The sequence below is a fragment of the Quyinboa mangrovi genome (assembly GCF_042219825.1).
Taxonomy (GTDB): Bacteria; Bacteroidota; Bacteroidia; order Bacteroidales; family UBA5342; genus JBHJHP01.
In genome coordinates, this window is record NZ_JBHJHQ010000007.1 from 176291 (window position 1) to 191428 (window position 15138).

Annotated in this window: 9 protein-coding genes; 6 read left to right on the forward strand and 3 right to left on the reverse strand. The window is 38.6% G+C overall.

Going from position 1 to position 15138, the window contains the following annotated elements; translation table 11 throughout:
- Window positions 1–10: 10 nt before the first annotated feature.
- Window positions 11–1423: an alpha/beta fold hydrolase gene (locus ACE1ET_RS15905; RefSeq protein ID WP_375729409.1), complete on the forward strand. Its 1413-nt coding sequence runs from the start codon at window positions 11–13 to the stop codon at window positions 1421–1423.
- A 51-nt stretch (window positions 1424–1474) separates the two neighbouring features.
- Entirely contained in the window at window positions 1475–2134 is a 660-nt protein-coding gene (locus ACE1ET_RS15910) for a tetratricopeptide repeat protein (RefSeq protein ID WP_375729410.1), read from the forward strand.
- A gap of 37 nt (window positions 2135–2171) precedes the next feature.
- Here the strand turns inward: ACE1ET_RS15910 and ACE1ET_RS15915 are convergent, their stop codons facing one another.
- The 3 genes from ACE1ET_RS15915 to ACE1ET_RS15925 all read right to left on the reverse strand — a co-directional run bounded on the left by ACE1ET_RS15915 (window position 2172) and on the right by ACE1ET_RS15925 (window position 8398).
- The gene (locus tag ACE1ET_RS15915) at window positions 2172–3923 is read right to left on the reverse strand and encodes a LamG-like jellyroll fold domain-containing protein (protein WP_375729411.1); all 1752 of its coding nucleotides are present in this window, start codon (window positions 3921–3923) and stop codon (window positions 2172–2174) included.
- A gap of 275 nt (window positions 3924–4198) precedes the next feature.
- Window positions 4199–4906: an SDR family oxidoreductase gene (locus ACE1ET_RS15920; protein WP_375729412.1), complete on the reverse strand. Its 708-nt coding sequence runs from the start codon at window positions 4904–4906 to the stop codon at window positions 4199–4201.
- Between the two features lie 222 nt (window positions 4907–5128).
- Window positions 5129–8398, reverse strand: a complete 3270-nt coding sequence (locus ACE1ET_RS15925; RefSeq protein WP_375729413.1) for a hypothetical protein — start codon at window positions 8396–8398, stop codon at window positions 5129–5131.
- Window positions 8399–8848: 450 nt separating this feature from the next.
- Here ACE1ET_RS15925 and ACE1ET_RS15930 point away from each other — a divergent pair, with 450 nt between their 5' ends.
- The 4 genes from ACE1ET_RS15930 to ACE1ET_RS15945 all read left to right on the forward strand — a co-directional run bounded on the left by ACE1ET_RS15930 (window position 8849) and on the right by ACE1ET_RS15945 (window position 14093).
- A complete protein-coding gene (locus ACE1ET_RS15930; protein WP_375729414.1) occupies window positions 8849–10051 on the forward strand; it encodes a glucuronyl esterase domain-containing protein in 1203 nt (400 codons plus the stop codon).
- Between the two features lie 418 nt (window positions 10052–10469).
- A complete protein-coding gene (locus tag ACE1ET_RS15935) occupies window positions 10470–11669 on the forward strand; it encodes a site-specific integrase (RefSeq protein ID WP_375729415.1) in 1200 nt (399 codons plus the stop codon).
- A 108-nt stretch (window positions 11670–11777) separates the two neighbouring features.
- Complete coding sequence (locus ACE1ET_RS15940; RefSeq protein ID WP_375729416.1) at window positions 11778–12095, forward strand: hypothetical protein; 318 nt, start codon at window positions 11778–11780, stop codon at window positions 12093–12095.
- Window positions 12096–12245: 150 nt separating this feature from the next.
- Entirely contained in the window at window positions 12246–14093 is a 1848-nt protein-coding gene (locus ACE1ET_RS15945) for a DEAD/DEAH box helicase family protein (protein ID WP_375729417.1), read from the forward strand.
- Window positions 14094–15138: the final 1045 nt, after the last annotated feature.

Here is a 15138-nt window from a genome sequence, read left to right on the forward strand (position 1 = left end):
TTTTTGATCCATGAATATTCACAATGTTTTTAAGGTATTCGTCTGTATTCTTCTTTTACCCATCGTTTCTCAGAGTTGCAAAACGGTAGTTGCTGATCCTTCAGTAACTACCCGGAATTATGATTTTTCGCCATTGGATACTCTGATCAATGCATGGATGAATCAGGGGAATATAAGCTCCGGTGCACTATATGTGACTGGGGATGATATGGTACTGCTGAAAAAAGTATTCGGAGCAGATACTGCCCTTAAAGAACAATTTGATGATTACGTGAAAGCGTTTACTCCATTAAATAAAAACTCCATTTCTGCTCAAACCAGTGTGCTGTTGAATAGCGATTCTATAAAACAGGATAGCTTATTTCAACGTATTGCAACGCTTTATAATAATGGAATGGTGAGCATTAAGAATCTTCATGACAGGGATTCTGATGCTTTAAGTCAACATGCAAAGGCGTGTTGCTGGACAGATACTATAAATCATATTGTTGGTTTGTTTATGTTCCGGCTAAATCCTGTCAGTCAGCAACACGACAAGGATGCCGAATTAGCGGTTCCGGTGCTGTCGTTCTGGATCCGCAATATTATTCAGACTGCACAGTTGCCGGATTCTGTAAAAACGGGATATGCCGGCGTGAACGGAACCCGGTTGTATTACCAGGAAGCCGGATCTGGAGAGCCACTTATATTTATTCATGGCCATTCGTTTGATCATACGGAATGGGATCCTCAGTTTGGAGTATTTGCGAAATATTTTCGCACAATAGTATACGATGTACGGGGTTACGGCCGTTCAGCTTCGCAGGTTGAAGGACAACAGTTTTTACATGTGGAGGATCTTGTGGCCTTGATGGATTATCTGAAAATCGATAAAGCACATGTTGTGGGCTTATCCATGGGAGGATTCATTGCTACCGATATGATTGCAAAGTATCAGAACCGACTTTTATCTGTAACTCTTGCCAGCGGTGATTTGCGAAGTTCTCCGGGACCGGATGAACCCTGGACTAAAGAAACTATTGTAAAAGAAAAGAGAAAAATAAGAGAATATATTGAGGGAGGACTAATAGAACATAAATTTAACTGGCTGGATGGTCTGGTCAATTCCGGTGGGCCAAATGCTAAATCCATCGAGCCGAAGTTATGGGATATGATCTATCGCTGGAGCCAGTGGCAGCCAACGCATGTGGAAGCGCGTGTTTTGTACGGAAAGGAGGATGAAGAGATGATCAGAAACCAGAATATCACGGTTCCGGTTCTTGTTTTAACTGGAAGTGTAGATGCACACAAGCATCGTAAAATTGTAGATTTAATACCGTTGGCCAAACAGGAGATTGTTCCCGGTGCCGGGCATGTAAGTAACCTGGAAAATCCGGAAGGGTTCAATGATAAAGTGATGCAGTTTTTAGGTGTAATGAAATGAAAATTGAATATATTTACCCTTTACGAAGGCTTAAAGAAAACCGGCAATTAAATGAACAAAGAGCTTAAAAAGAATTTGAAATTCATTGGAATAACCGTTCTGATATTATTGTATCCATCGTATTATCTTTTTAAATATGCTTACAGTGACTATCTGAATGACAGAGCCCTGAATATAGTGTATGGTGCACATAAGGGCGTAAATGATACTGAAGCAAAGGAAAAAGCAATTGAGCTTCTGGAAAAGGCGAAATCCTATCGCAAAAAACATTATATCTTTTATTATAACCAGGCTAAGCTTTATCTCGAACTTCAGAACTTTCCCAAAGCTGAAACAACGTTGGGTGAGCTGATCCAAATCAGACCGGATGATGACAAGGGATATCTGTATTATGGCGTTGCTTTGGAATTAAACCATAAACCCGATTCTGCAAGGCAGTTATACGCGGAGTACAGAAATAGGGTGGACCGGGAATACCGGGACACAAAGCCGGAGAACCAAAATCCGGAGCAATACAGGACTTATCGCTTAACCTTGGATCTTCTTCTTCGTGACGAAACATCCTTTAATAAGGATCTGCAGTATTTGCAAAATGAAGATCCCGGATTTGTTATGGCAGATGACCTCAATGAGCTGCATGCCACTGACAGGAGTGATTTTTTACTGCAAATGCTTGGTGTATCAGGTACAGTCAGTACCAGCGGAAAATAAATATGAATAAGGTAGCTGTTGCTGCTTTCCTTTATAATCAATCCGTTTTTATGACTTTGAAAGTCTGGATTCTGTTTTGAGAATCAATTTTTACAATATATACACCCGGTGTTCCATTGATGTTGAATTGCACGTTATCTGATTCGGCCACAAATTCCTGAATTTTTTCCCCTGATAAATTAAATATGCTTACCATGCCTAAACCTGCATGAAACTTCACATTGAATGAGCCGGAAGAAATGGTTGGATAGATTTTTACAGGAGAAGTGCAATGGTTTTCTTTCAAATCAACACTAAAAACCGGAATTTGAAGTCCTGCCAGTGAATAAACTGCATTTCGCCATAGAGTAAGTCCATCGTGAGTAAGGTTTGTCCCATAGTCTTTACATATGGTTCCAAAATTCATTCCAAAGGCAATCATTCTGGCTTGCGTAGTCTGGTCGCCGAGGGTTGTTCCTGAAGGGATATCATTCAGAAATATGGTTGAATCATCAGCCGTAAATGACCCATCAGTTGCCAGCGGTGTATTGGTCCCACTCATCGTAAGACTTTGTGTATACGTAAACGACTTAGTTCCATCAGACCCATCATCTGCAGCTGCTGAATTGAAGATCCTGATTGAGTTGTCCGAAAACGAAATTCCATTAAACAGAGGATTAAACTGATCATTCGGATCGACATAAATTGATAATCCGCTGACCGTACTTGAAATTCCACCGCCAGTTTCGAGTGCTCTTCCATCGCGAAAGGCGTAAGTTTTATTGTAAATAAATGGTATTGGGATAGTTGCCAGACCAAGTGATTTTCCTGGCTTAAGTATATCATTCCCCGATAATATGCTTTCCTGAACTATCGCAATATCAAATCTGCTGAGATCAATATCTACATTATCTTCTATAATATAAACGGAGGTCATAAATTTTGGATCATCCTTCAACATTCTAATGATTGGATCCTGATCTACAGGGCTTGCTGTTTCGGCCATCTGCCGGTTAGCACTTACATAACATACTTTTACAGGATTACCCAAATAGGAAACTGCATTTGTTCTGATTGTTGCTCTGTCCATATTCCCTTCGTAAATATTGAATTCATCAATTGATCCATTATAGTTTGCATCCGGCCAAACATCAGGTCCCTTAAAAAGTTGTGCTAATTCCGTAGATAAGGTACTAATGAAATTCTCATTTGTTACTGAACTACCGAGAAACTCTCCGTCCAGAAAATACAATAGGGAGTCTGGACTTAAAATTCCAACAATATGGTGTTTATTCCCATCATCCAAATCAATCCCATTTATATACACAGTGGTATAATTTGTCAGGGCATTATCATTATATGTAGATATACGGGTTTCAGGAGCTGGCATGGTTGGTTGTATCCATAAACTGCTATAACCATTGGTAGATGAACCAAAATAGGCAAGCTGCGTATATTTTGCATTAAAATCAATACCGGTCTCTATATATATTTCCAGGGTTATTGCGCTATACGTATTTAAAGCGATTTTTTTAGCGTCAAAGGACAGATATCCATCTGTGGGCGATGCTGCACCGGATACCGTGCATTTACCATTTTCAATTTTAATCTTTTCACCCACTAATGTCCCATCAGCATTTCCTACCAGATCTTTGGCTGTGCCATCTTCAAATGTATACGAATGTTTTAAGACGAGTGTGCCGGGATCTGTTTCAACTGTATTTGGTGATGCATGTTCATTAAATGCTGATAAGGTAATAAAGAAACAGAAGAGCATAAAAAATGCTGTGAGGTAAATTTTGTTTTTCATGGTCGTAATTTAATTCAACTTATTCAAGTGGTCAGTAAAGTTAAGTAAAAAGTTGTAATTCCTTAAAATGTTGGCGTTTTGATTTAAGTTCTATGGAGCTGTTTTAAAACAGTTTGGTGATTTCTAACGGTTTTCAGTTAGATGCAGTTTCACTGAAAACAGTGATTTTTATTACAATGGAACACCGTATCTTTACAGCATCATAGAAAATTACCTTACGTTTGAATGAAAAGTATAGCCCCGCCGTTCCCAGGCGGGGTTTTCTTTTTAAATAATTATTCCGGATTATACGTCCAACCCTTATCGTTATGGTAAATCATAAGTTTGGTCATACCGCCATCTACTGTTAGGTTTTGACCTGTGATAAAACTGCTTTTAGTATCGCATAAAAACATAACCGCATTTACAATATCAGAGGGATTACCCACACGGCCTGCGGGATGCTGTTCTGCATTAGACCCTTTGTATTCTGTATTGGTGGTATCAATCCATCCCGGAGAAACAGCATTCACCCGTGCTTTCCCGGCAAGTGTAACAGCCATCGCATGGGTCAACGCAGTGATTCCACCCTTCGCAGCGGTATAGCTTTCGGTGTCAGCCTGGCTCATCAGGTGCCGGGTGGAAGAGATGTTTACGATGCTGGCATCCGGATTTAAATGATCCATAAACAACTGTGTTAACAAAAACGGGGCTGAAACCCCAATCCGCAGCACATAATTAAAATCGCTGTAGCTGCAACTGTTTAAACCGCCTTTGGTCAGGCAGGCATTGTTGATGAGATAGTCAATCTTGCCATAATCAGAGATAACTTTTGCAGCAAATGTTCTGAGAACAGTTTCATCAGCAATGTTCCCGACATAATAATCATTTTCCTGTAAGTCTATAGTACAAACTGTAATGCCATGTTCTTTGAATGCTTCACAGATAGCTTTCCCTATGCCTTGTGCACCACCTGTAACAACCGCAACCTTTGATTTTTTCATAAAAGAGTTTTTGGAAGGATAAATTTAAAAATTAATCCCGGAATCTTTTAAGAGGAATTGAAAAGAGTAGACTTACAATGTCTGTTGAGCTGATAAAAATGGACAGTTCTTTAATTATGATGTATCCGGAATTGAGACAAAAAAAGGCTGTCTCAAAATTAATTTTGGAACAGCCTTTTCAGGTGTATTATTTCTTCGCCTTTATGAGCAAGAATACTTTTTCTATTTCACAATCACTTTTTTTACTTGCTGTATTCTATCGGATCTAATGGCAACAAAATATATGCCTTCAGGCATTTTATGAGTAAAGGAAGTAACAAGCTCATGCGTACGCAACCTCACAGCGCCTGATATATCAAAGACGATGACATCAGAACCCGGAATGATATTTTCGATATGTAGATTCTGGTTTTCAGAATATACCCAAATATCTGACTTCTGGTCTGCCTCTACATCGGTTACAGGAGTGGTCTGATTAAGCTGTTCAACTTCACCTGAAGACAGAAGTAGCCAGCGTTGCGTTGTAGATGTGTTTGCAATATTGAACCCACTTGTAGAAGTTATTTCGCTGGCAATGGCGGTCAAACAGGCAGGAGAACTTTTAGCTTCGGGATGAATAATCCAGTAACCTTTTTTTGTAAGGTCACCAACTTTAGTTTCCACGCGTGCTTCCATCAGTTGAAAATAATCGGCACTATAGGGTTGTGATCTTGAGACTGTTGAGATACCGTTAGAACCTGTTGACCGGTATGTAAAATACCTGCCGGTAGCCACATTCTTAATAGTGTAGTAGCAGTTAACAGGATTAAAGTCGATGTTCCATGCTGCACTGTCGTTAGCTAAGGCCTGAGCTGAAGTCATGATACGATTTGCCAGATTTCCGGATCCATCCAGTACCACAAAAGCATCGTCACGTCCGGTCTGTGCATTTTCGTTCTTCACATAATATTTAATGGTATCTTCCGTATCAAGCGTATATGCAGGTAGGCTAAAGCCACTGGTAGGAATAAGACCATCTTCGCAAAGTGCCTGTATTAACAAAGAATTTGCAGTGTATAACAATTCAGAACCGTCATCTTCCTGTGCCCCGTTAATCCCGTAATTCAGCGGTGAAGCAAAGCCTGTAGACCACATATGGACTGCATCGCCCGTAACAGTGCCTGCATTACTGTTTTCCAGGAAACGGACTACATTATTCGCCCGGTCGCCAAGCCATAAACCTCTTGATCCATTTGATCTCAATACAGAATTAGGTCCATACCACATCCAATGTGTACCTACGCCCATGGCATGTTCCATTTCGTGTAAAACGGTGCCTGTACGCTGATAGGCTGAATTAGGACCAATTCTCATCGATCCACCGTAACTGCAGTCTGCAGTCGGAGTGCCTGAGCCATAAGAACAGGTAATATGTAAACCCTTGATGCTTGTCAGATTATTCCGGTAGTCAGTGGCTTCTTCCAACGCAGCTGCAATACGTGCGTCTGCATCTTCCGGACCGCCATAATTATACCAGTATGTTGCGGTACCTTTTGGTATGGTTATCACTTTAACCACATCACCGTAGCCCACTGCATAGCCTTTGGTCATGGCGTATGCACGAACATAATACACGGTAGATGGCGTCAGATTTTCCATCCTGTAGATATAACCGTTGTGTGAAAAGTAGCTGGTTGTACGGTTGTCCAGTACTGTAGGGTTCGGACTGGTACTCCAGCAGAAACCGTGTTCCAGCAAGCCAGAAACAGCAAATCCTGTAATTGTGCTGCGGCCAAATGCTTTTGTTGCACCACGAAGACACATTGGATTAGTTACTACAACAGGAGCAGCTCCTGTGGCATTGGCTAAACGATACACAAGGATTGCTCTGTCCATTCCCTTAGCAGCAGTTTCTATCTGTGTCAGTGAAGCATTGAGATCGTTAACAATAGCTGTCGCAGCATTAATGGCTGTTTGCAATGCAGTTGCTTCATTTCCACTTCCATCGCCATAAAGCGTTGTAGCCAGATCAATCACATTATGCAAATTGTTATAAGCTGTGATTGATGTTTTTGCCCCGGCTGAACTACTTTGTATGTTTAAAATAATATTCGACAAGGAATCCTTTGTTATATTTTGATCCGCGATGGCCTGTTCCGAGAGGTTAACCGATGCAACAAGTTCGGCTCGCACGTTGTTCTGCATCTTTGCGCTCAACAATACATGGGCTGTGTCAACCTGTATTTGTAAATAGGATTTGATAGCATCTACATCATAACCTTTATATACCAAACGGAAATTATCACAGGTAACCCAGTTTCCGGTAGCGTTTTGAGTTTTAAAACCAATCGTAACCTGATTATCAAACACGAAGAAACTTACAGAACGAAGTTTTATCGTATCTGCTGTCATGGCATAATCTCCGGCGAAAAGTGACGCACCTGTTTGAGCATTACCGACGTTCGTTGAACTTCCGGATCCGGTTTGTTGAATATTTCCGCAATTGGCAGACATTGTGTAATGGCCATTGGGTATATCATTTAATAGTTGTTGCACACTCACATCGGGTACCCTGGTGCCTCTATTTACCCATTTCTCAGCGTATAAAGTACCGTCTTTTGCCGGAAATACAGTATTGGATTGTGTGGCGAAACCGTCATTTGTCCATCCGGTAAACCCGGACTCGAAGCTCGGGTTGATGATGATACTTGTCATGTCCAATGGTTCTGATGAGCTTGCATTTGCCAGTTTAAAGTTAAACATGGCATCTTTCAGATTTGAAATGGCAAGCCGTACTTCAATAGCGGAAGTACTGGTCAGCAGACCCTCTGCAGATGTAATTGCATCCTGCAGGTCCTGTGCTCCCGCTGATGATGCATCGTATAAATCCTGTGCCTGTTGAATGGTGGATTGCAGCCCTGCACTATCCGGTATTTCATATGCCTCGTGAAGCGCAAAATTATCAAACCCAAACCTGTTGTTCAACCAGCGAAAACGCGCCACGATGTTGTTGTATGGGAATGTGTTTGTAAACCCTACCGCATTTTTTGTCCATACCCCACCGCCATTCACTGTTGTGGTGTCAATAAGAATTGAAGGTTCCGCATTGCTGGTTGGATCATTTGTCAGTGATACTTTCAGCCACACTTCGGGGACTGCAGCAGTTGAGGCATTCAGGTACTTTACATTATAGGAAAAATAATAGGTCTTATCCGGTTCAATGCTCCATCCTGTACCGATGGAACCGGCAGCTGCAGAACTGGAATTTGTTGTTCCGACAAGAAATTTAGAGTTGTCGATGCCACCGGGTTCTGTCAGTGAAAAATAAGCCGAAGAGAGCTGTGCTGCGGAAGGAGTAGCGTCTGTCCATCCGGTAAATCCATCTTCAAAACCTGGATTGGAAATCAGGTTATGGCTCAGTAATACAAATTTTGTGTTGCCAACTGAAACTGTGTCACCTTGTTCCTGCGCCTGTACGTTCAACATGAATGCTGCAACTGCAATACATGTCATTATGATTCGGTTCGTATAAATAGTGTTCATATTAAAATGCTCTTCCCGTACCAATTTAAATAATGGTATACGTTAATCATGCAAACAAACAATTTTTCCTTTCAATAAAGTGTAACATATAGCACTTATTCTGTCATTTTTTTTCAAAAAGTTGATAATAAGAGCAGACAAAAAATGTCAGCTACAATACTTTCAAACCGTATACCAGATATCTTTTATCCGGTATTTTCCTCCGAAAGAATTTTGTATAACCGTAAAAATATTAACGTTATGCAAGGTGTTTTCAATTAGATTGAAACAGCACACCTGTTTTTTTCATTTACTTTTCCATTTCATAGAACATGTCAATAATGGAACTTTTCTCAAAAGGGAATGCTTATCTTTATCATTTCGCCCGGGACCGCTTCTGTGTCAGGGTATAAAAGTATTTTGAAGTTAAAACAATATCATATGAATTACACAGGCTTTATATTAAAGACATTTGTACTCATGTTGACTGTTATTATTCCTGATCAGGGGATATTTGCTCAGGGTAGATTCACCATGACTGTTTCTGCTGATGAGTTACTGGAATCAAAGGAGATGCCGGATCCACTAACCATGAATGACGGAACAAAGGTTACAACTGCAGAACAATGGCAGATCCGTCGTCAGGAGATGATACGTATTCTTGAAGACTATGAATACGGACATATGCCTCCGGCTCCGGGGAATGTAAAAGCTACAACTATTTCGAGTGAATACGGTATTCCTGTAAATAAAGACAGCACGCTTACTGCAAATTATAGAAAGCAACACCTGACATTCGGACCCAATGCTGTATGTGGTTTTGACGTGGGCATATTCACTCCTGCTGATGAAGGACCTGAAACGGGATATCCGGTATTTGTTACGCTTAGTTTTAATGCAGAGCGTTCAGGGATCTACTTTGCCGGGGAACCGCTGAAGCGCGGTTATGCGGTGGTTACGATCCCTTATAATCAGCTTGGTGCTGACGCTTCGAGCTGGAATGAGACCGCATTTTTTCCACATTATCCGGAGTATGACTGGAGAGATTTTTCAGCATGGGCATGGGGCATATCGCGTGTAGTGGATTACCTGGAGACAGATCCTTTGATTGATGAGGATAAGATTATCATTTCAGGTGTGTCGCGGCTTGGACAGGCCGTATTGCTTGCCGGTGCCTTGGATGAACGAATTGCAATGACAGCACCTGTTGCAGGTGGTATGGCATGGCGTTTTTCAGGCAAAGAAATGGGAAATGGCCTGGGGCAGGGCATTACTGAGGTTGTTGATCAGAATACCTACTGGTTTGGTCCGAATTTTGAGAAATTCAGAAACCTGACGACACACCTTCCCTGCGATCAGCACTGGCTACCTGCATTAACGGCTCCGCGGCTTTTTATACTGTGTAATGCGTTTAACGATGAGTACGGAAGGGCCTATGCTGCATTACAGACTGTACAGAGTGCTCAACCGGTATATGAATTTCTTGGGGTTAAGGATAATCTGGGGATGCATTTTCGCGAGGGTGGCCATGGCATGACCATGGAAGACTGGAATGCTATCCTGGATTTTGCAGATCAGAAACTGCTCCATAAACCGGGAAATCGTGTATTTAACCGGATTCCGTCAGCAGAGAAATTACCTTAATCTGGGACAGAGATTTTAAATAGGCTAAGTTCTGGAATTCTGTATTATAAAAGGTATGCTTAAGGTTTTCTGGTTTCGTAGTTTTGTAAATTTATCGATCGGGTTTTAAGTATTTTGCATTGTTGAAAACGGCATGTATCGTGTGGTAATATGTGTGCAATCACATTAATGTTTTGAACAAAAAAGCCTAACTATTAAATAGTTAAGCTTTTTGCCTGTTGTCCCACAAGGAATTCATAAAATATACCATTTTGAACCGAAGTGGATTCTACCCTATATTTTGATTGAAATGAGAACAAAAAGCAAATTATTAATGTAAAACCTGGCGGACAGATAAGTTTAAAACATTTTAAAAGTTTCGGGTATGAATTTTCAAAGTCATACCCTGTAATCTTATCTTTACCGCTTTTTCAAAATCATGGGGAAAGTATATTTCAAAGTCAACACAACGGTATCTGATCCTAAAAAATTTGTATCAATCAGGATCCGTTACAAAGAGGGCAAGCTTGATCAGGCAACAGCAACCGGTGAAAAATGTCAATTGCAATACTGGGATCTTTCCAGACAGAAATTCAACCGTAAGATGTTCCGTGGAAAAGATAACATGGTCGCACGCTTGAAAAAACTGGAGATGTATGTTGTTGATAAATCTCAAGCGGATGGAAACAAAGGGAAAGGGTGGCTTTTAAACGTGGTTGACGAGTATTTGCATCCTGAAAAATCTCGTAATAATGGGATATCCATATTCGAGTGGATTGAATCATATACCAGTAGATCTGATCTTGCACGTACAACAGTTTCAGCCTACAGGAATTTGAAGGATAAACTCTGGGAGTTTAATGGGGAATTAAAATGGGAGCAGATAGATCTGACTTTCTACGATGATTTTAAAGATTATCTTCAAATACAGGAATATGCGCTGAATACCGTAGGAAGGTATATAAAGGACTTAAAAGCTGTTTTAAGGAAGTCTTATGAAAGAGGTGTTCATAGTAATGATATCTTTAATAACAGTGCTTTCAAAAAGGTGAATGAAGAAACGATAGAGATATATCTTAATGAAGAGGAATTAGACCGAATCTATGATCTTGACTTAAAAGATAATCCTGTGCTGGAACGCTCCAAGGATCTATTCTTAATAGCTTCGTGGACCGGGGTCCGATTTAGTGATTTACATAAGATAAACGCTAAGAATTTGCAAGGCAATTGCTTTCATATAGAACAACAAAAAACCAGAGATGGCGTGATAATACCAATGCATCCTGTTGTTAAAAGCATATTGGATAAATACGATGGGAAACTGCCACCTGTGATTAGTAATCCAAAGCTCAATCTGCACGTAAAAGAAATTGCACGCCTCGCGGGAATTGTTGATACATTTTCAAAATCAATAACAAAAGGAGGGAAACGAATTACAAGCTATTACGAAAAATGTGAACTTGTCAAAATACACACTGCAAGACGTTCATTTGCCACTAATTTATACAAATCGGGTTTTCCTTCCATTGGGATTATGAAGATCACAGGGCATAGGTCTGAATCTTCTTTTCTAAAATATATAAAAGTTGATGCAGAGGAGAATGCTCAAATGATGGCAGAGCACTGGGGAAATAAGTGAAAAGAAGAATCTCAGATTTTAATTGTTGAACTGATTCATTGGAGGCCGTATTCGAATTGTTATATTTGCGAAGCCTGCTCAATAGAGTAGGCATTAAATTTCTTTTTTATGCAAATTAACTTCGAAAGTCTCCAAAACGTTGGAACTGTGAAATTCGAAATTACTGCTGAAGATTTAAGAAGGGTAATTGAAGATACTGTAAAGATGACCAGTGCTTCAATTATGGAATCTTTTAAAGCAGAACAGCAACCAACAATTATTTCAAGGAAAGAAGCGATGGAGATCCTTGAGGTAAAGAGTAAGGTTACCATGGTTAACTGGGAGAAAAAGGGTTATTTAAACCCTAAACGAATCGGAAGTCGGGTGTTTTATGACAAAGATGAAGTCTTAAATGCTGCTGAATCCTTTACCAGAATGGATTATTAATCTTACACAAACTATTAATTAAGAAATTTATTAAAATCTAAGAGGGGCTGCAAATGTCCCTCTTTTTGTTGAAATGAACGAATGATAAATGGTACGATATTTTTTCCAGTTTAATCTATATAGGCGAATAATGCCAAAAAAAAGTTACCAATGACTGAAGATAAAGTTGAAAGTGAAGTAGAGGTAATTGATTCTCAAGGGTGTGATTATTTAGATGAATTTATGGAGGACCTTCCTGATAATTGCATGCTTAATAAAGTTATGACTGGCTGTGGGGGTACCTCTCTTGCACTGAAAAATTCTATTCCTTATGTTATTTGTGTTCCCTATATAAATTTGATAAAGAATAAGTTGGATTGGGCAGATGATAAGGGGATTAAAGTATGTCAGGTAATGGGCAGTGTAACGGATGATGAAATAATCAACTTTACAGGAATTAAGTATTTGGTTACCTATGATAGCTTGCATCGGTTGATGGATAAAATTGAAACGGCCAAATTTAAGATTCTAATTGACGAGTCTCATAAACTAGTTGATTCTGCAATCTTTAGGGAAAAGGCTGTTGACAATGTCTTGAATTATTACAATAGGTTTCGCTCCTATTGTTTCATGACTTCAACTCCAGTTAAACAGGAATATCAGTTACCAGAATTAAAGCACATTCCATTAAAAAGGATCCATTGGGAAAAAGAGAAAAGGGTACAGATTTATCATGTTGAAAAAGTGGATCAATCTTTAGAAAGAAGCATAGCAATACATGCTTTGAATCATTTGGAAGATCCTGAATCTGCTAATGCACACTTCTTTTATAATTCCGTAAATTCGGTTATCGATGTGGTAAGATTCATGAAAAAGGTTAAGCATTTAAATAGTAAACAGGTAAGCATTACGTTAGCTAATACAAAGGAAAACGAAACCAAGATATTTGATAATCTGGGAGACGGATTCAAAAACTCACTACCTGGGAAAATGATCAGAAAGATAAATTTTTATACCTCAACTGCTTTTGAAGGCTGTGATATATATGACCCCAAAGGTTTATGTTATATTGTTGCTGATGGAACCAAAGATTCGACTAAATATGATATTTCAACTATTATCCCTCAAACAATAGGAAGAATCAGAGACTCTAAATACAAAGACAGTTCTGTATTAATTTTTAGACCATATCCTAATGAACGAAATTTATCAGAAAACGATTATTCAGTCAAGATAAGGAGCAAGTTAGTAGAAGCACAAGGTCTGGTAGACTTAGTTAATGAGGAAATTGAAACTAATCCTGATTCAATGTATGCTAAAACATTAAACAAAGGATTAAAAGGTAATCATTATATAAAATTCGATGATGGTAAGTATCAGGTAAATTCAAAAATTTGGCATAATAAAATGCACAATTATTCTGCTCAGTTCATTGATTACCAGCCAGGAGCTTTTAGAAGTAGAAATGGGGAGCAAAGAATTAACAATATTATTTATGAATTTATTGAATATGATCTGGATCTTTCAGATTCACCTTTAAACAGGCTTGTACTCGATAGAAGGGTGAATTTTAGCGATTTGATGAAGGAATATTGTGAACGTATGGAGGAAATTAAGTGTGCATATCCGACAAATTTTTTGCCTATTTTGGATTTGGAATTCTCAATGAAAAAAAGATATCCATTAATTGTAAATGCATATAAAAAGATAGGTCCAAAAACAATAAAGGCTTTAAAGTATAGGAAAAAAAAGATTGAGCTGGAGTTAGTAAAACAGGATCGTTTGAAATCTAATGAAGTGAAAATTGCATCGCTACTAAATTTTAAATCTGGAGATGAGATATCTAATAAAGATCTTAAAGAAAAGCTACAAGATGTATTCAATGCGTTAGGTATTGTAAAGACCGCAAAAGCGACGGACGTTAAAACGTATTATGACGTTCAGGTAATCTCAAAGAATTCACGTTCAAAACATTATCCTGGATTACGGATTATTGATTGTAAGATAAAGATTATCTGAGAACAAATATTTTATTTACACAGTATTTAATTGAAACAATGTTTGAATATTTGAAATAATCAATGTTTCATTGTTTCACTGAATGATTCAAATAATATTTGATTGTCATATTGTTTGTTTGAAATAATTAATGACTATCATGTATAATGGATATCTCTTTAAATAACAGTTTAATATTTCAATAGTCAACGAATGTTTGATTGTTTATGTGAAACAATGTTTGATTGTTTGAAATAATAAATGTTTCATTATTTCACTGAATGATTGAATAAGTCATTATTTACTTATGCTTCAGCAACGGTCAGATATTGTCATTGTGGTTATAACTGTTGAATCTCTTTGAGAATCATAGTTCATGCTTAAGTGACTTAATTGCAGTTAAGAGACACATATCGGTTGTATACTTAACGCAAGTACTGCTTATTAGATCTTCTGTAGGTGCCATGAATAAAGAGATTCAATTTAAAGTGACAAAATCACAGTTGAAATTGCTACGAATGTCGGCAGTCAAGAGACACACATCGGTTGTATGTTAATAGCAATGGTTAAAGCAAGAACGATTTAATAGATCTTCTGTAGGTGCCATGAATAAAGAGATTCAATTTAAAGTGACAAAATCACAGTTGAAATTGCTACGAATGTCGGCAGTCAAGAGACACACATCGGTTGTATGTTAATAGCAATGGTTAAAGCAAGAACGATTTAATAGATCTTCTGTAGGTGCCATGAATAAAGAGATTCAATTTAAAGTGACAAAATCACAGTTGAAATTGCTACGAATGTCGGCAGTCAAGAGACTCATATCGGTTGTATGCTAAAAGCAATGGTTAATGCAGGTGCGTATTAATGGATCTTCTACAATTAACATGAATAAAGGCATTCAACTTAAAGTGACAAAATTCCAGTTGATATGGCTACACATGTCGGTAGTTTTAAGATGTTTGGTATAGAGAATTTCGATAACTTAAAATATTAATACCAACTTGTCAGCAAAATGTGGCATGTGAGTTTGTTTGATGCGCTGTATTGAGTTTTTAAGACTCAG

What these genes read in the sequence shown, in the direction of transcription:
- ACE1ET_RS15905 (WP_375729409.1), top strand. Translation starts at nt 11, where the DNA reads ATGAATATTCACAATGTTTTTAAGGTATTCGTCTGTATTCTTCTTTTA.
- ACE1ET_RS15910 (WP_375729410.1), top strand. Translation starts at nt 1,475, where the DNA reads ATGAACAAAGAGCTTAAAAAGAATTTGAAATTCATTGGAATAACCGTT.
- ACE1ET_RS15915 (WP_375729411.1), bottom strand. Translation starts at nt 3,923, where the DNA reads ATGAAAAACAAAATTTACCTCACAGCATTTTTTATGCTCTTCTGTTTC.
- ACE1ET_RS15920 (WP_375729412.1), bottom strand. Translation starts at nt 4,906, where the DNA reads ATGAAAAAATCAAAGGTTGCGGTTGTTACAGGTGGTGCACAAGGCATA.
- ACE1ET_RS15925 (WP_375729413.1), bottom strand. Translation starts at nt 8,398, where the DNA reads ATGACATGTATTGCAGTTGCAGCATTCATGTTGAACGTACAGGCGCAG.
- ACE1ET_RS15930 (WP_375729414.1), top strand. Translation starts at nt 8,849, where the DNA reads ATGAATTACACAGGCTTTATATTAAAGACATTTGTACTCATGTTGACT.
- ACE1ET_RS15935 (WP_375729415.1), top strand. Translation starts at nt 10,470, where the DNA reads ATGGGGAAAGTATATTTCAAAGTCAACACAACGGTATCTGATCCTAAA.
- ACE1ET_RS15940 (WP_375729416.1), top strand. Translation starts at nt 11,778, where the DNA reads ATGCAAATTAACTTCGAAAGTCTCCAAAACGTTGGAACTGTGAAATTC.
- ACE1ET_RS15945 (WP_375729417.1), top strand. Translation starts at nt 12,246, where the DNA reads ATGACTGAAGATAAAGTTGAAAGTGAAGTAGAGGTAATTGATTCTCAA.